Origin of the sequence: Desulfobaculum xiamenense, from assembly GCF_011927665.1 — a bacterium.
Classification (GTDB): Bacteria; Desulfobacterota; Desulfovibrionia; order Desulfovibrionales; family Desulfovibrionaceae; genus Desulfobaculum; species Desulfobaculum xiamenense.
The window spans coordinates 778,365-794,467 of the sequence record NZ_JAATJA010000001.1 but is presented as its reverse complement, the minus strand read 5'-3'; the positions used below and the strand labels follow the sequence as shown (position 1 = coordinate 794,467).

Annotated in this window: 13 protein-coding genes; 3 read left to right on the top strand and 10 right to left on the bottom strand. The window is 64.8% G+C overall.

The genetic code is table 11. The features are described from left to right. Nucleotides 1-6 precede the first annotated feature (6 nt). The 3 genes from GGQ74_RS03615 to GGQ74_RS03605 all read left to right on the top strand — a co-directional run bounded on the left by GGQ74_RS03615 (nt 7) and on the right by GGQ74_RS03605 (nt 6,384). The gene (locus tag GGQ74_RS03615) at nt 7-3,216 is read left to right on the top strand and encodes a TylF/MycF/NovP-related O-methyltransferase (protein ID WP_167940161.1); all 3,210 of its coding nucleotides are present in this window, start codon (nt 7-9) and stop codon (nt 3,214-3,216) included. Then, a complete protein-coding gene (locus GGQ74_RS03610; RefSeq protein WP_167940160.1) occupies nt 3,213-4,514 on the top strand; it encodes a glycosyltransferase family 4 protein in 1,302 nt (433 codons plus the stop codon). Before GGQ74_RS03615 ends, GGQ74_RS03610 begins: the two co-directional genes overlap by 4 nt. Nucleotides 4,515-4,722: 208 nt before the next feature. Beyond that, nucleotides 4,723-6,384, top strand: a complete 1,662-nt coding sequence (locus GGQ74_RS03605; protein WP_245168174.1) for a glycosyltransferase family protein — start codon at nt 4,723-4,725, stop codon at nt 6,382-6,384. Here GGQ74_RS03605 and GGQ74_RS03600 read toward each other — a convergent pair. The 10 genes from GGQ74_RS03600 to GGQ74_RS03555 all read right to left on the bottom strand — a co-directional run bounded on the left by GGQ74_RS03600 (nt 6,356) and on the right by GGQ74_RS03555 (nt 15,956). Beyond that, nucleotides 6,356-7,288, bottom strand: a complete 933-nt coding sequence (locus tag GGQ74_RS03600; protein ID WP_167940158.1) for a glycosyltransferase family 2 protein — start codon at nt 7,286-7,288, stop codon at nt 6,356-6,358. The two genes, GGQ74_RS03605 and GGQ74_RS03600, sit on opposite strands and share 29 nt — an antisense overlap. 11 nt (nt 7,289-7,299) lie before the next feature. Next, nucleotides 7,300-8,250, bottom strand: coding sequence for a glycosyltransferase (locus GGQ74_RS03595; protein ID WP_167940157.1), 951 nt, complete (start codon nt 8,248-8,250; stop codon nt 7,300-7,302). Between the two features lie 14 nt (nt 8,251-8,264). Beyond that, nucleotides 8,265-9,344 (bottom strand): N-acetylneuraminate synthase family protein, encoded by a 1,080-nt coding sequence (locus GGQ74_RS03590; protein ID WP_167940156.1) that lies wholly within the window; start codon nt 9,342-9,344, stop codon nt 8,265-8,267. Further along, the gene (locus GGQ74_RS03585) at nt 9,341-9,955 is read right to left on the bottom strand and encodes a winged helix-turn-helix transcriptional regulator (protein ID WP_167940155.1); all 615 of its coding nucleotides are present in this window, start codon (nt 9,953-9,955) and stop codon (nt 9,341-9,343) included. The genes GGQ74_RS03590 and GGQ74_RS03585 overlap by 4 nt, the downstream gene beginning before the upstream one ends. Before the next feature lie 393 nt (nt 9,956-10,348). Next, nucleotides 10,349-11,170, bottom strand: a complete 822-nt coding sequence (locus GGQ74_RS03580; protein WP_167940154.1) for a tetratricopeptide repeat protein — start codon at nt 11,168-11,170, stop codon at nt 10,349-10,351. 66 nt (nt 11,171-11,236) lie between these two features. Beyond that, nucleotides 11,237-12,367, bottom strand: coding sequence for a glutamine-hydrolyzing carbamoyl-phosphate synthase small subunit (carA, locus tag GGQ74_RS03575; RefSeq protein ID WP_167940153.1), 1,131 nt, complete (start codon nt 12,365-12,367; stop codon nt 11,237-11,239). Then, nucleotides 12,367-13,110, bottom strand: coding sequence for a 3-deoxy-manno-octulosonate cytidylyltransferase (gene kdsB, locus GGQ74_RS03570; protein WP_167940152.1), 744 nt, complete (start codon nt 13,108-13,110; stop codon nt 12,367-12,369). Before kdsB ends, carA begins: the two co-directional genes overlap by 1 nt. Before the next feature lie 2 nt (nt 13,111-13,112). Continuing rightward, entirely contained in the window at nt 13,113-14,408 is a 1,296-nt protein-coding gene (locus tag GGQ74_RS03565) for a 3-deoxy-D-manno-octulosonic acid transferase (RefSeq protein WP_167940151.1), read from the bottom strand. Beyond that, nucleotides 14,405-15,307, bottom strand: a complete 903-nt coding sequence (locus GGQ74_RS03560) for a D-alanine--D-alanine ligase family protein (RefSeq protein ID WP_167940150.1) — start codon at nt 15,305-15,307, stop codon at nt 14,405-14,407. The genes GGQ74_RS03565 and GGQ74_RS03560 overlap by 4 nt, the downstream gene beginning before the upstream one ends. Beyond that, complete coding sequence (locus tag GGQ74_RS03555; RefSeq protein ID WP_245168111.1) at nt 15,270-15,956, bottom strand: HD domain-containing protein; 687 nt, start codon at nt 15,954-15,956, stop codon at nt 15,270-15,272. The genes GGQ74_RS03560 and GGQ74_RS03555 overlap by 38 nt, the downstream gene beginning before the upstream one ends. Between the last annotated feature and the right edge of the window lie 147 nt (nt 15,957-16,103).

Genomic DNA, 16,103 nt, shown 5'->3' with positions numbered 1-16,103 from the left:
AACCATATGCGTGACATGCCCTTCGTGCGGCATCGGCTCAGCTTCGACATTGACGATCTTTCCGAAGGGCTGCGGGTGGCGGGGGCGCTGTTCTCGCGCGGGCGCAGACTTGAGGCCTTCGACCTGTTCGAGCAGCTTCTGGAGATATGGCCCGATTCACATGTCGAAATTCTGGCAACCTGTCATGACTGCTACTGCGCCATGAAGGACAGGAGCCGCTTCGCGCTCTACCAGTCGCGACATTTCGATTTTCCCATCACGCCCGGTGACGCGGTGCTCGACATTGGCAGCGGGCACATTCCGTTTCCGTTGGCAACGCATCTGGCGGACCTGAGCCTGTCGGACGGCTCCGTGGGGCGTGGAGGCAGGGCCTTTGCGCGGCGCGAGGGCCTGCCCGTGGCGGAGTGCCCGGTGGAGAAGATGCCCTTCGCCGACGGGCAGTTCGATTTCGCCTACTGCTCGCACGTGCTGGAACACGCCACGGACCCGCAGCGCGCCTGCCGCGAACTTATGCGCGTGGCGCGGCGCGGATACATTGAGACGCCCTCGCGTGGGAAGGACCTTTTCCTGAATAGCGCGGGTGTGTCGAACCACCTGTGGGCGGTGGAGAACGTGCATGGCACGCTGGTCTTCACCGAATATGCCGACGCGGACCGCGAGGGCATGCGCTCCGATATCCTGATGGACATGCACGTCTCGCCGCGAACGCCAAGGGAAAAGGCCTTTTCCGCGCTCATCTATCTGCGTGCCCCATTGGTCAACACCATGTTCATGTGGGACGGCGGTTTCGATGTGGAGGTGCGGCGGCGTAAGGTGCATGCGGTGGCCGAGAAGGTCGCCCCCGGCCCGTCGCGGACCGCGCCTGCCAGCGCACACCCCGCAACGCCGCGAGTGAGCGGGAAAAGCGCCCCGGCGCAGGTGGCGGAAGGGCGCAGGGAGAGCGGCGACGCATCGCGTCCGTTGGTCATCGCGCAGGTGCATACCTTCTATCCCACCTATCTGGAGTGGTTCTACTCCCGTGCGCCTGCGCTGGCCCGAGCGAGCCACGCTGCGCAGATTCGCGCGCTGGTGGATGACGGATTCAGCGGTATCCACATGCTTGCCCCGCATCTGGGGGAACTCGGCTACGAGGGACATCTCTTCGTGGCCAACGATCCGCTGTCGCAGGCGGCGTGGATGCGCGAACGAGGCCTGCCCCTGCCCGAGGGGCCGGACTGGGTGCACGTCATCGCGCGGATGCAGTTGGAGGAACTGCGACCGGACATCCTCTACCTTACCGAACCCATCACCTTTGACGGGCGCTTCGTACGTTCCCTATCCTTCACGCCGAAGCTCGTTCTGGGCTGGCGTGCGGCGGATATCCCGCAGGGTACGGACTGGGGCGGCTTCGATGTCATGCTCTCCAGCCTGTCGCGATTGCGGGAGGAGGCGGTACGTCTGGGCGCGGCGCATGCCGAGGAGTTTTCTCCCGGCTTCCCTGAATTTCTCGCGCAGGCGACACAGGGCACCCCGCAGGAGACGGATGTGGTCTTTTGCGGGCAATGGACCCTTGGCCAGCATCGGCGGCGCAACGCGCTGCTTTCCGCGCTGGGCCGTGCGGCGGATGCGCCGTCTGGCGGTTTTTCCTGCGCGCTTCATTTGAGCGGCGACCTGCACGCCATCCCGGCCGACCTGCAACCGTACGTTCACGGGCCGCTGTATGGCGTGGCCATGCACCGGGCGCTGGCGAGCGGGCGCATTGCCTTTGACGGGCGCGGGCGCATAGGCATCCCCGATGGCTCCCGCATGCGCGACCTTGCCGGTCGCGAGAGCGCCAACATGCGCATCTTCGAGGCCACGGGTAGCGGGGCCTTCCTGCTGACCGAGCATTTCGACAATCTGTCGCGCTATTTCGAGGTGGGGCGCGAGATCGAGACCTTCCGCGACGAGCGCGAGCTGGTGGACAAGGTCCGCTACTACCTCGCGCATGCCGACGAGCGGGAGGCCATTGCCCGGCGCGGGCGCGAGCGTTGCCTCGCGGAGCATTCCATGTCCGCCAAGGCGCGGCTTTTCGACACCATTGTCCGCAGACACCTTGCAGCGCGGCGCGACGACGCAAAGGGGGCGGAGCTTCCGCACTCGGCCCCACGAAACCCTGAGGAGTCCGTATCCATGCAACCGGTCATCAAGCGCCTTGAAGCGTCATTCGACGCCATGCGCGGTATCCTGAATGGTTTCGATCACTCCTCGCCAGCGGCGAAGCAACTCATCGACGCCAACATCCGTCCCTTCCTTGGCGATGTGGTTGGCGTTTCGACCGGAATGGTCGCGGCGGGCGACAACGCGGGAGCACTGCGTCTGACGAGCCGCGCCAAGTCTCTGCGTGTGCCGGTCCCCGGAATGGATTTCGTCCGTGCGCGGGCCTTCATCGGCCTGCGCGATGCTCCTTCGGCCGTGGAGGCCCTCAAGGAGGAACTGCGATATTTCCCGGATAACGCGCAGGCCCGTGAAATGCTCGCGCAGTTGCGGCGTCATGGTTTTGGCGGCGTGGGCGCAGGCCATGAAGGAGAATTCGCGGAACTGCTTGCCGCCGTGAAGCCCTACACCATGGTTCCCGAGGCGCGGCTTCAGTCGCTTTATCGCCTCGCCCGACGGATCTGCGAGGAGGACGTGCCCGGAAACTTCGTGGAGTGCGGCGTGGCCGCCGGAGGCTCCAGCGCGCTCATCGCCTCGGTCATCCGTCGCTACAGCCGCCGCGAGCGGGTGCTGTATTCCTTCGATAGCTTTGAGGGCATGCCCGAACCCACGGCTGATGACGTTCACGAGGGTGTCCACGCCGAGGACACCGGATGGGGTACGGGCACCTGCGCCGCGCCCGAGGACAGCTTACGCGAGATTTGCGCGAAGCTCGGCGTGGCGGACATCGTGCGCCCGGTGAAGGGGCTCTTTGGCGACACGCTGCCGTTGATGCGCGGCGAGATAGGCTCCATCGCCTTCCTGCACATGGATGGCGATTGGTACGAGTCCACCCGCGACATCCTCGTAAACCTCTATGATCTCGTTCATCCGCAGGGACTCGTTCAGGCGGACGACTACGGCTTCTGGAACGGATGCAGCAAGGCGCTGCACGAGTATGAGCGCGAGCGCTGCATACGCTTCGACCTGCACCCCATCGACCGCGACGGCGTGTGGTTCGCAAGGGCCGAAACGCGCAGCGCCGAGGAGATCGCGCGATGAAGGTCGTCCACGTGTGCATGCAGCATTACGGCGGTGCGGGCACGGCGGCCTATCGTCTGCACCGGGCGCTGCTCGGGGTTGGTGTGGAAAGTTCCATGTGCGTGTTGAACCGGCGGGGGGACGATTCGTCCATCAAGGTCGCGGTGCCGCAGGGGGGCGGCATGCACGCATTGCCCGGCGAGAATGGGGCCGTGACCTTCGTCTCCGACGAGTGGATTCGCGCGGGAAGGCGCTGGCGGAGCATGCTTGATGACTATCCGGCGCGTCCCGGTAATCTGGAGATTTTCACCGACGTGCATTCGGGGCTTTCCCCGTACGATCTGCCCGGTGTGGCGGAGGCCGACGTGGTGCATCTGCACTGGGTTGCGGGCATGATCGACTGGACGGCCGACCTCGGTCCGCTGGTGGACAAGCCCGTTGTCTGGACGCTGCACGACATGAATGCATTCACCGGCGGCTGTCACTATTCGGCGGGATGCGAACGCTGGCGCGAGGGCTGCGGCGCATGCCCGGCCCTCGGCTCGTCTGCGCAGGACGACGTGTCGCGTCGGGCATGGGATGTGCGTCATCGTGCCTATGCTGACTTCGACCCTGTGGTGGTGACGCCCAGCCGTTGGCTGGGGCGTTTGGCTGCGCAGAGTCCGCTGTTTGCCGGGCGGCGGGTGGAGGTCATCCCCAATGGGCTGGATACGGAGCAGTTCCGCCCGTGGCCTGCGGACGCCGTGCGCTCCGGGGTGGGGCTTGATCCCGACTCGTTCGTCATTCTATTTGGCGCAGCCAGCGTTCACAATCATCGTAAGGGATTCCGGCAGATGGTGCGTACGCTTGAGGCCCTGAAGACGGAGTGCGGCGTGGAGAATGCCGTGCTGGTCATTTTCGGTCAGTGGTCGGGTGGCGAGCCGGACCTGCCGTATCCGGTGATGGAGTTCGGTTACATGGATGACGAGATGAAGCTCGCCGCCGTGTACAGCCTTGCCGACGTATTTCTGCTCCCCTCGCTGGAGGACAACCTGCCGAGCGTGGCACTGGAATCGCTTGCCTGCGGAACTCCCGTCGCGGCTTTCGATGTGGGCGGCATGGGCGACATGATTGTCCACCGCGAAACCGGATGGCTGGCGCAACCCTACGATGCGCTTGATCTCGCCAAGGGATTGGTGTGGGCCAGAGCTATGCGCCATGCGCGAAAGGGGCTGGCCGCGCGGTGCCGCGCCACCGTACTGGAACATTTTACGGCACAGGCGCAGGCGCGGGCACATGCCGCCCTGTACCGCTCCATCCTTATGCATGCTCCCGCCTGACGCTGAAGGCAACCGAACTCCCACAGCGGCTTCGAACGATGCGGAAAGCCTGCTGTTTTCAGTTGTCCCGATTTCCTCTATTGTTCCGGCGAAGGACGGGGCGTGCGATGTACGCCCGCGTCCGCAATAGGACCGGGAGGCATGACATGGAAAGACGGGATGACTGCCTCGTGAGGGCGCTGGGCGTACGGCGCGGAGGGTTGGCGTGATGCGCCGTATCTGCGTGGTCAACATGGGCGACCTCGCCCGCGAGTTCGAGACCATGGGTTTCGAGGTGCTGAATCTGGCGCTCGAACCCGGCGTGCATGACGTCTCCGCCATTCTGGACGAGCGGGGTTTCGTGCCCGATCTGCTGGTGGAGGTGGAGAGTCTCGGCCCGCGCACCATTCTCGCCGGACTGGAGAATCTGCACTGCGTCCGGCTGTTCTGGTCCATCGACACGCATCTCAATTCATGGTGGCAGCGCCATTACGGGCGGCTGTTCGACGCGGTGCTGACCACGCAGGGCCACTGGGTGCGCCGTCTGGAAGAGATGGGCGTGCCCGCCGCGCATTGGCTGCCGTGGTTCGGAACCGAGCGGCCCTTTGTCCCGTGGGACGAGCGGGAGCACGACATGGGCTTCATCGGCCGTCTGACCGGATTCCGCCCCCTGCGCAAGCGCCTCGTCGATTTTCTTTCCGAACGCTATGGGCTGGCACATTTCGACAATGTTCCCTTCGCGCGATTGCTTGAGACCTACGAGCGCTTCCGTATCGTTCCCAACGAATCCATTCTGTCCGAGGTCAATTTCCGTCTGTTCGAGGGTGCGAGCGCGGGATGTCTGGTCGTCAACCAGCAGGTGGGCTGCGACGTTGGCCAGCTTTTCGTGCCCGGCCGCGAGATTCTCGTCTATTCCGACATTCTTGAGCTGGACGAACTGGTCCGGCGCACGCTGGCCCGTAGGGACGAGGCGCAAGCCATGGCCCGCGCCGCGTGGGAACGCGTCCGGCGCGAGCACCTGCTGTCGCATCGTGCGGCATCCATCCTGTCCATCGCCAGTGAGGCCGCTGGCCGCGCCGCAAGTGGGGCTGAGGCGCGGACGGCCTTCGTGCGCACGCTCGCCATTCTGCGCGAGGCGGAATTCATCATCTGCAACGACGCAAAGCTGTTGGCCATGCTCGATGCCCTGTCCGCCGATCCGGAGCTTCTGGCACGGGCGCTACGGCTGCGGACCATCATCGACAGGCGCGACGAGGTGCGTTCGGCGTGCGTGGGCATCCTCGACGCCGCAGCGCATCGCGAGAGCTTCGACGTCAACTTTGCCGGAAGCATGTGCATGCTGGCCTGCGGCGAATGGGACATGGCCAAGAGCTTCTGGTACCGGCAGGTGGACGCATGCGGCGCGAAGTGGTGCAAGCCGGAGTCCCCGCGTGATCTGCATCTGGCGTGGTCGCGCGAGTGCGTGCGCCGGGGGGCGCTGTATCGGCCCGGCCTGCGTTATGACGTGGTGGAAGGTCTGCCCGAGGCGGCATTGGAAAGCCTCATCGCCGCCGACTCCGCCGCGCCGGGCGACATGGAGGTCAAGAGCCGCATGGAGACCGTGCTGTCGCGGCTGGAAGGCGTGGACGAATTGCGCCTAGGCGTGCTGTCCGAACTGTCGCTCCACGCGCCGGACAATTGGCGGATCGGCCTTGAACTGGGGCTGGTGAATCTGCGGGCCATGCGGCTGGAGGCGGGGCTTGAGGAATTGCGGCTGGCGCTCGATATCGCCGTCGGTCAGGGCAAGGAGACGATGTTCATGCGCGCCTTGGCCGCGAGGGACATTTCTGGGCGCACGGCCCGTTTCCTGAAGCTTGGGCGGCTTATGAGCGGGGCATCGGCGAGTTTGTGAGAAACACGCCCTCGGCGATCCACAGTCCGTCGTAGGCCGTCCATCCGTCGCCGTTGCCGTCGCCATGGTGGACGCAGACCGAGAGGGGGAGCGGATGCTCTGCCCGGACGCGTTGGCCGAAGGCGCGAAGCCTCAGCTTTTCGAGTCCATCGGCTTCGATGTGGATATCGAAATGGCTGGTCTGCACGGGAAGTGGTGGCAACGCCCGGATGCGGCGGTTGTTGGCCAGTTGTTCGCCGCGTAGCGCTGTGCAGTTGTTGCCGGGGTGAACGCGGTACCAGTAGAGGCGTTCGGGGAGGAAGTGCGTCTTCCACATCCCGGCGCGTTCGATGAGCTGAAAGTAGAGCGCGAGGTCGCCCCCGGCGCGGACCGGACGGCCATCGGCACCGTTTACGGCCTCGCGGTCGAGTCCTTCGAGCAGATAGCCCTTGAAGCTTCGAAGTTGCGACAGGCACCACAACTGCTGGCGTACGGGAACGCCGGGAATGAGCGCCGCGCCTGTGGAGCCGGTGATGCCCTGAATGTCCATGTCCGTCCAGACCACGTCGTAGCCCTGCGAATGGGCTTCCCATATTGCCGACAGCGCTCCGGGCAGGAGCCTGTCGTCCCCGTCCACGATGGCCACCACGTCCGCCGGGCCCGGAGCCACCTCGTCCAGCGCCGAGAGCGTGTTGCCCATCAGCCACGTCCGTTCGGGTAGCGTGCGCAGGGTGATGCGCGGATCGTCGAGGAACGCCTGCGCGGCCAGCGTGGTGTCGTCCGTGGAGGCGTCGTCCGCCACGAGGACCGTCCAGTTCTCGAAATCCTGTGTCACGATGGATTCCAGACATTCGGTTATCCACTGCCCGCAGTTGTGGCAGGGGATGACGATGCGCAGGGCCGTGGGAAAGAGTTTGCTTTTCATTGCGGAGTGTTTCAGCGCAGGGTGTCGTAGAAGCCGCACAGCCGTTCCACCACCTTGCGCTCGCTCCAGTGGCGTTCCATGAAATCGCGGCTGCGTGCACCAATGGCATCGCGCAGGTCGCTGTCCGCCGTGAGGGTGCGGATGGTCCGCGTCAGTTCCTCGCGCCCCCGCGCCACCACCCACGGCAGGTCGCCCGTATCCGCGAATTCGCGCATGTGGGCGGCGCACCAGTCGTCCAGCCCCGCCACCGTGGGTAGGCCCTGACTCAATCCTTCCAGACTGCTCATGCCGTAATAGCCCTGCATGTGGTCGAACTGCATGTGGCAGCGGCGCTTGCGACGCAGGCATTCCTCGTGGGGCGCGTTGTCGATGAGTTCCAGCCGCGGCCCGTTGCCGTCCATGCTCGCCAGCACGTCCAGCAGATCGTCCGTGTTCTTGAGATCCCTTCGCGTGGGGGAATGGGCCAGACGCACGGGGCCGCAGGGGCGTTCGTCCAGCGGCGTGTAGAGGGGCGCTGTTTCCGGCACGAGGTTCGGCTGCCATGTGGCCTCAGGCAACAGGCGCAGCAGGTCCGGCGTGCTCACCAGCAGGTTCTCGCGCCCAAGCCGGGCGTATTTATCGCGATACTTTCCGGGGTTGCCCCGGAAGTCCGGGTGCCCGTGATGGTGATGCACCAGCGTCTTGCCATGCAGGTGGTCGGCCGGGAGAAAGGGGCCGAGGCGCAGATGCTCGTCCGCCGTCATGTGGAAGTGGAAGACGTCCGCGTTGGTCAGCTCGCCGTGCAGTTCCTCAAGCCCTGCCTCGTCGAGGTCCGGGACGTGGAGGTCCTTGCGCCACGAGTGGGTGTAGCGGGTCTCCAGCGTTACCACGCGGCAGAAGTGGTCCGTCAGGCGGTTGAGCGCGTCGGCGAAGCCGATGGCCGTTCCGGCGGGGTCGTTGATGGCGATCATCAGGATGCGCATGGCGAGTATTCCTCTTATTCCGCCGCGGCCCGCAAGGGCTGTTTCGCGAGCATGGCGTCCCATGCAAGCTGGCCGTCCGCCGCAATGTCGCGCACGAGGACGCGCCCGATCACCTCGTCCCACGCGGCCGGGGAAATGCCGGTGCCGGGGCAGCGTACGGTGATGTCCGACTCTGTCAGCATCGTGCCTGCGGTGAGATTTCGTGCGGCGACGATGCTCTTCCGCAATTTCGCGGCGCAACGGGCTTCCGCCTCGAAGACGCGCTTGTCGGTGATGCGAAGCGCGGCCTCGGTTTCACGAATCATGAGGACGAGGTGGGCGAACTCTGCGGGGTCGAGGGATGCGGTGTGGTCGGTGCCGCGCATGGTGCGGTCGAGCGTGAAATGGCGTTCCACCACGCAGGCCCCGTGCGCCACCGCCGCAAGGCTCGGCGCGATGCCGCCCTCGTGCCCGGAGTAGCCCACGGGCAGGCCGTAGCGCGTGCGCAGGCGGTTCATGACCGGGATGGCGGTCTCCTCCGGCGGGCAGGGGTAGGAACTGTTGCAGTGCAGCAGAACGGTGCGCGAGCGGTCCAGTTCGTTCACGGCGAGGTCGATCTCGGCGAGGGTGCTCATGCCCGTGGACAGCAGCACCGGTCGCCCCAGAGCGGCGATGCGGCGCAGCATGGGGACGTTCACGAGGTCGGCGGAGGCCACCTTGAACAGTTCCACGCCCATGGCGGCCAGCCCGTCGAGGCTTGGCATGTCCCACGCCGAGGCGAAGAAGACCATGCCCAGTGCCTCGGCCTGCCGCTTGAGCTGTTCGAGCTGTTCGAAGTCGAGTTCCAGTGCGCGGCGGTGCTCGCCGTAGGTGGGGCCGAAGCTGTTTGGGCCGGTGTAGGGAGCGTCCAGCCCTTCGCGGGTGAAGAGCGCGGCGTTGTCGCGCTTCTGGAACTTCACCGCGTCCGCACCGGCCTCTGCGGCGCTACGCACCATGGCGCGGGCGATGTCGAGGTCGCCCTGATGGTTGTTGCCGATTTCGGCGATGACGAAGCAAGGGGCCTCGTGGCCGATGGCTGCGCCGTGGGGCAGGCGGATGAAGGGGACCGTTCTCATAGTCTTACCACCGGGATGTTTCGGGTTTCGGCCAGCGGGCGCACCTGTTTGAGAATGTCGTCCGCCTGTCCGAAGGACGTGACGACGATGGCGTCGCAACCGATGCTTTCGATGACGCGCGGGGGAAAAATGGTGTGCCCAGCCAGCACCTCGCCGTGCTTGGCAGGGTTGTTGTCCAGAAGCGCGAGCACGGTGAGATTCATGGCACGCACGGCGGACAGGGCGATTTCGCAGGTCTCCGATGCGCCGAAGAAGACGAGGCGGCGTCTGCCGTCGCGCTCCAGCCCGGCGAGCTTGCGATGCACGAGCTGCTTGAGCGCCGTGTAGCTGCGCACGATCTCCGCGCAGTAGTCGGCGAAGAGGTCGCGGCGCAGGCGCTCGCCCTGTGCGGTGAGGACGTATTCGTTGCTGCGGGCGTTGAGGGGCCGGACGTCGAGGATGTTCCTGTCGCGCAGGTCCTTCAGGTAGTGATTGACCATCGCGCCGGACAGGCCCGTTCGTTCGCCGAGTTGCGATTGGCTCAGCGTGTTGTCCTCGGCCAGTTCCTCTAGGATGGCGAGGGTGCGGTATTCGGTGCTTGGCCGCAGGAATTGGCCGTTGATGTGCAGCATGCCGTCTCCGTCGGGTTCGTGTCGATCGTTCACCAGCTTATCATTTATATGCAAGGCGTGCGCCACTGTCAAAGAAGACAGCGATTGCGGTGTGTGACGAAGTTGGGCCGACGGCGGTGAAAATGCGCCCTCTGAATAACCTGAAATTTCGGTAGGATAACCATTTCGCTTCGGGGGCGGTTTTTGTCGGAATTTCGACGGCTTTGGAGACGGTGCGGAAAATCCGTCCATGACGGGGGGATTCATCGTTCAGCGAATGAACAATCTGCCGGGTGCCATGCCCTCGAAGAGAAAAAAGGCCCTCGCCGGAGCGAGGGCCTTGTCGTTTCGGGGAAACGCCGCATGTGCGGCGAGTGCGACGAAAGCGAGGGAGATGGGCGCGCTGCCCGGAGTCTATTCGGACTTCGATGCCGCGGCGGACATTTTTTTCTTGGCGAAGGTGAGCATCTTGCGGGCTTCGGTGAAATCTGGCGACAGCTTCACGGCCATCGCCGCAACCCGCGCGACCTTGTCCCACTTCTTCCAGTCGATGTAGAGCCTGCCGATGTTGAAGTACAGGCCGGGGTCTTCCTTGGCCAGCTTGAGGGCCTTGGCGTAGTACTTCTCGGACATTTCGAAGCGCGTCATCTTGCGCAGGACCATGCCCACCCGGTTGTACAGGTGCGCGGACTCGGGGAATTCCTTGAGCGCCTGCGTCAGGAATTCCAGCGCGTCCTCGTGGCGTTCGGCCTTGAGCAACATTTCGGCGATCTGGGTCTTCAGGTCCGTATCGTCGGCGAACTGGAGCACCAGCTTGTTGAAGACGAACTTGGCGTCCTTGAACTTCTTGCGGGCGAGGAGCTCCTCGCCGCGCTTGAGGCCGATGACCTTCTGCTCCTCGATGGCGGCCAGAAGCTGCTTGGCCTCGTCCACGGCCGTGCCCTGAAGGTCCTCCAGCAGTTCCTTGAGGCTCGATAGGAGCTGCCGTTCTCCGCCCTCGTGGTATTCGAGGATGATGGGGCAGACCTTTTTGAACTCGGCATCGTGGTTGAGGACGTAGAGCGCCTGCTCGACGGATGTCGCGAACTCCTTTTTCTCGTGCCCCATGAGCGGCGTGCGCAGGATGATGTTCAGCGCGTCATGCAGGCTGACGATGGCCGGAAGCAGCTTGTCCTGCTTCAGGTACCGCGATATTCCGGCCAGTTGGGTGCGAGCCTTGATGAGTTCGGTAGACATTCCGTTTCCTTGAGTGGTGCTGTTTGCATCCTGTATAGGGCAAATGCGCCGCGCATGCAAAGCATGTTAGACGCCGGCATGCTCCCTGATGAGTTCGCGGAAGCGGTGGAAGAAGTACTGGCTGTCGTGCGGGCCGGGGCCAGCCTCGGGGTGATGCTGGATGGCGAGCACGGGCTTCTTCGTGTGGCGGAATCCTTCAAGCGTCTGGTCGTTCAGGTTGATGTGGGTGATTTCCACATCCTTGAGGCTCGTGATGTCCACGCAGAACCCGTGGTTCTGGGAGGAAATCTCGATGCGACCGGTGGTCAGGTCCTTGACCGGGTGGTTCAGGCCGTGGTGGCCGAACTTGAGCTTGTAGGTCTTGCCGCCGAGCGCCTGTCCCAGAATCTGGTGGCCAAGGCAGATGCCCGCCAGCGGATAGCGGTCCGCCAACTGGGACACGTTCGCCACGACATCCGTGAGGGTGGCGGGGTCGCCGGGGCCATTGGAAAGGAATACCGCATCCGGGGCAAGGCGGTCCACCTGTTCGGCGGTGAAGCTCGGGGGAACCATCAGCAGGTCCAGCCCTTCGGCGGCCAGAAGGCGCAGGATGTTCCACTTCACGCCGAAGTCGTACGCCACGACCTTGGGGCCGTTGCCGGGCCAGCGGTAGGAGCCGTCGTCCTCAAGGGACACGGAGCGCGGGCCTTGCGCCGTCCAGACGTAGGGTTCGGCGGGGCAGACGCGGGCGGTGAGGTTCTGGCCTTCCATGGAGGGCAGCGCGCGTGCGCGGTCCACGAGTTCCTGCGGGGTGACGTCGTCGGTGCTGATGATGGCGCGCATGGCGCCATGCAGGCGCAGATGGCGGGTGAGGGCGCGGGTGTCGATGCCCTCGATGCCCATCACGCCGTGTTCGACGAGGTAGTCGGGCAGGCTCTTCACGGAGCGCCAGTTGCTCGGCACCTTGCAGCATTCCTTGACGATGAACGCCTCGACCCAGACCCTGGAGGATTCGACATCCTCAAGGTTCACGCCGTAGTTGCCCACAAGGGGATAGGTCATGCACACCATCTGTCCGGCGTAGGAGGGGTCGGTGAGGACCTCCTGATAGCCGGTCATTCCGGTGTTGAAGATGGCCTCGCCTCCGGCGTTGCCGTGGCCGGTGAAGGAGCGGCCCTCGAACCAGGTGCCGTCTTCCAGGGCTAGAATGGCTTTCATCAACTGTTCTCCGATAAAGCTTTGATGACTTTGTCGATGTCTTCGGGACGGTCCACGCCGTGCGTGCGGTGCTGGGTGGGAACGACGTAGATGGGAATGTCGTTTTCCAGCAGCCGCAGCTGCTCAAGCTTCTCCAAACCTTCGAGCTCGCTTTGTCCCAGGGCGACGAAGCGCCGGAGCGTGCTCATGCGGAAGGCGTAGAGACCGATGTGCCCCCAGTAGGTCCCTTCGCCGCCATCGCGGACGAAGGGGATGGGTGCTCTTGAAAAGTACAGTGCCGAGCCGCTTCTGGTCCAGACAACCTTCACCTGATCCGGGCTTTGCGCCTCTTCGGCGCTGATCCGGGTGGCGAGGGTTGTGACGCGGATGTCGGGATCTGCGAAGGGTTCCAGCAGTTCCGTAAGCATGGCCGGGGCGAGAAGCGGTTCGTCGCCCTGTATGTTTGCCACCACGGCATCCTCGGGCAGCGAGAGCATCTCGGCGGCTTCCAGCACGCGATCCGTGCCGCTGGCATGGTTCGCGGAGGTCATGACCACCGGGATGTTGTACTTGCATGCCGCGGAGTAGATGCGGTTGTCATCCGTGGCCACCACGACCTTGCCGAACAGCGGGCACTGGATGGCGCGCTGGTAGACGTGCCAGAACATGGGGCGGCCGAGTATGTCGGCCAACGGCTTGCCCTCGAAGCGGGACGAGCCGTACCGCGCGGGGATGATGCCGTAGCAGGGTGGAAGTTTGGGCATGTCTAGAGATACCTGGCTATGCAGGCCGCTGCCTGGGCCGTGCCGCCCCGGCGTTCCGCTATGTAGCGGGTGGCGCGGTCGCGTACGGATTCCCGAGGTTCCGGCTGGTTCAGGTTTCTGATCAATTGGTCCGCCAGCGCGTCGGCATCGGTGACTTCGTGCACGAGGCCGCAGTCGATGATCTCGCGGCCGATCCAATCGAAGTTCTTCCAGTGGGGACCGATGACGGGTGTGACGCCGTGAATCAGGGGTTCAAGGAAGTTCTGCCCGCCCAGAGGGTGCAGGCTACCGCCGACAAAGGCGGCCGAGGCGAAGCCGTAGGCCGCGCCCAGTTCTCCGAAGGCGTCCCAGAGGACGGTCGTCCCAGCGGGTGGCGTTTCGGTGAGCTGCGAGCGCAGCACAACGGGCAACCCGGCTTCATACAGGGCTTTTGCCCAAAAGTCGAGCCTGTGCATGTGCCTCGGGAACAGGGCCGTCAGCGCGTCGGGGCGCGCCTCGCGCACGCGGGCGATGGCGCGGACGACCTCCGTCTCCTCCTTGCTGCGTACGGAGCCGAAGATGGCTAGCGGCGCGGCATTGCCGAGGATGCGGGCAACCGGGGCGTCTGGCGCGGGCTGGGCGGCTTCCAGCGGGCATCGGTCGAACTTGATGTTCTGCATTTCCTCGACACGGTCGGACCCGAAGACGAGGGAGAAGCGCTTGGCCGAGGTGCCTGCGATGGCGAGTACGCGTTCCGGGGCGATGTCGCGCAGGAAGCTTCCTGCGGCCATGTAGCCGCCGAGGCTCGACGCGCTCATGCGGCCGTTGACGATGATGGCCGGGATTTCGTTTTTGCGGGCCGCCCAGAGCAGGCCGGGCCACAGTTCGGTTTCGAGGATGACCATGAGGCGCGGGGAGAAGCGTTTCATGGCCATGTCCATGAGCGCGGGCATGTCGAGCGGGAAGAAGGCCTGCCGGGTGGCCAGCATGGGCTTGGAGGCCGCCTTTTCACAGGCCTTGGCGAGGATGTCCATGCCCTGCCGCGTGCCGGAGGTCACCAACACTCGAAGCGGCTTGTCGTCCGGAAGGGCCATGAGCAACTCTTCGGCGAGGTAGGCCTCACCAGCGGAAGCGGCCTGCATCCAGATGTCCACCGGGCCCTCGGGACCGTTGAGCAGCACACGTTCACGCCAGCCGTCGCGCATCCGCCGGGATAGCGCGAGGGCTGGCATGGCCAGCGGCCAGACCAGATTGTATAGCCCCAACAGCGCCCGCGTCGTGGCACGGGGGTAGGGGCGCAGGGGCTGGGCTTCGATCATCGTGCCAGCCCCAGTTCGATGAGCCTGCCGATGAGGGCGGGGAAGTCCATTCCGGCCTGCGCCGCCGCCTGCGGGACGAGGCTCGTGGGCGTCATGCCGGGAAGGGTGTTCATCTCCAGCAGGTAGGCCGTGTCGCCGTCGACGATGAAGTCGCCACGGCTGTAGCCGTACAGGCCGAGGGAGCGGTGCGCGGTCAGCGTGGCGGTGCTGATCTTCTTCGCCACGGTCTCGTCGATGGGTGCGGGGCAGATTTCGCGGGCCATGCCGGGCTTGTATTTATTGTCATAGTCGAAGTAGCCGGCCTTGGCTGTCGGCTCGATGAGAATGAGCGGCAGCGCTTCATCGCCGAGGATGGAGCAGGTGACTTCCTTGCCGCGAACCAGCGGTTCGAGGAGCGCCGTCTCGCCGAGGGCGAAAATCTTGTCGAGGGCGGGGGCGAGTTCCTCCTCGCTTCGAACCATGCTCATGCCGAGGCTCGATCCGCCGGTGTTGGGCTTGGCGAACAGGGGGCAGGGCATGGCGGGCTTCCAGTCCGCGTCCGGGTGGGACGTGACGAGCTGCCAGTCCGGCGTGAGGATGCCGTTCGCGCGGAAGACGTTCTTGGCGGCGGCCTTGTTCAGCGCGAGGAAGGAACCGGCGGGGCCGGAGCCCTGATAGGGGCAGCCCACGGTATCGAGCATGGCCTGCACAAGTCCGTCCTCGCCGGGAGCGCCGTGCAGATTGATGAACGCGAAATCGTGCCGACGGGCGGTTTCGATCAGGCTATCGAAGGATTCGGAAAGGTCGAGAAACGTGACGTCGTGCCCGAGCTGTTCGAGCGCGGCGCGGACGGCCTTGGCGCCGCACAGGGAGACTTCCCGTTCAGTCGACCAGCCGCCCGCAATCAAAAGTACACGCATTGAGATCTACCTTGAGATGTTCGTTGAAGCAGTTTTCTATGGCCTGGGATTGGGCCAGCGCCTGTCCGATGCGGTCGCGCGCCGTGTCGTTCTTCCCGTAGCGCTCGAAGAGGTCCGAGAAGCGTACGCCAAGGGGGACTATCTCGTCGTGGCGGACGCGCTTGTCCGCGTAGAGCACGGCAAGCGGCAGGAAGTGGCGGATGGGGTCCACGGTGAAGGGCCACCATACGTGGTGCAGCACGCCCTGCGCGAGGAGTGGGTTGCCCGTGTGCTCCATGACCCATGCCGCGCCGAGCTGGCTATGATGCCCGCCGTGGGTGATGCAGTAGATCTTGGCGAGATCGTGCAAGAGGGCCGAGGAGCGTACCGCCTGTACGGCGGCGTCTCCGCGGATGAGGTTTTTTTCTGCGGCGCGACGGGCCATCGCCGTGGCGATGAGCGCCACGTTGGTCGAATGGTTGCGGATGTGTTCCGGCATGTCGCGCTGGTCCCAGTAGCGTTCGCAGGTCGCGTCGTCCGGGACGAAGAATTCGTCGGGGTCGAAGGGGATGCGAATGTCCAGCTCATCGGGCGTGGGCGGAAAATCCCTGTCGACTCGGGAGGCCTCCCGGGTGGGGCAGGAAGAGTCGGGGCGATTGGATGACCGCATGAAAACAGGTGTCCTTGCAGGAATGAAGGTGGGGTCCGGCGCATGCCGAACGCGTGCTTCTTCTACCAGCCGTCGGCGGAAAAATAAAGGGGCGGCTTGTGCTTCCGGCCCCTTTCGTAGTATGCCCCGAGTCTCCCGCAACACTTC

Excerpts from the sequence above, each read along its gene's own strand:
- GGQ74_RS03615 (WP_167940161.1), top strand. The coding sequence starts at position 7 with ATGCGTGACATGCCCTTCGTGCGGCATCGGCTCAGCTTCGACATTGAC.
- GGQ74_RS03610 (WP_167940160.1), top strand. The coding sequence starts at position 3,213 with ATGAAGGTCGTCCACGTGTGCATGCAGCATTACGGCGGTGCGGGCACG.
- GGQ74_RS03605 (WP_245168174.1), top strand. The coding sequence starts at position 4,723 with ATGCGCCGTATCTGCGTGGTCAACATGGGCGACCTCGCCCGCGAGTTC.
- GGQ74_RS03600 (WP_167940158.1), bottom strand. The coding sequence starts at position 7,288 with ATGAAAAGCAAACTCTTTCCCACGGCCCTGCGCATCGTCATCCCCTGC.
- GGQ74_RS03595 (WP_167940157.1), bottom strand. The coding sequence starts at position 8,250 with ATGCGCATCCTGATGATCGCCATCAACGACCCCGCCGGAACGGCCATC.
- GGQ74_RS03590 (WP_167940156.1), bottom strand. The coding sequence starts at position 9,344 with ATGAGAACGGTCCCCTTCATCCGCCTGCCCCACGGCGCAGCCATCGGC.
- GGQ74_RS03585 (WP_167940155.1), bottom strand. The coding sequence starts at position 9,955 with ATGCTGCACATCAACGGCCAATTCCTGCGGCCAAGCACCGAATACCGC.
- GGQ74_RS03580 (WP_167940154.1), bottom strand. The coding sequence starts at position 11,170 with ATGTCTACCGAACTCATCAAGGCTCGCACCCAACTGGCCGGAATATCG.
- carA (WP_167940153.1), bottom strand. The coding sequence starts at position 12,367 with ATGAAAGCCATTCTAGCCCTGGAAGACGGCACCTGGTTCGAGGGCCGC.
- kdsB (WP_167940152.1), bottom strand. The coding sequence starts at position 13,110 with ATGCCCAAACTTCCACCCTGCTACGGCATCATCCCCGCGCGGTACGGC.
- GGQ74_RS03565 (WP_167940151.1), bottom strand. The coding sequence starts at position 14,408 with ATGATCGAAGCCCAGCCCCTGCGCCCCTACCCCCGTGCCACGACGCGG.
- GGQ74_RS03560 (WP_167940150.1), bottom strand. The coding sequence starts at position 15,307 with ATGCGTGTACTTTTGATTGCGGGCGGCTGGTCGACTGAACGGGAAGTC.
- GGQ74_RS03555 (WP_245168111.1), bottom strand. The coding sequence starts at position 15,956 with ATGCGGTCATCCAATCGCCCCGACTCTTCCTGCCCCACCCGGGAGGCC.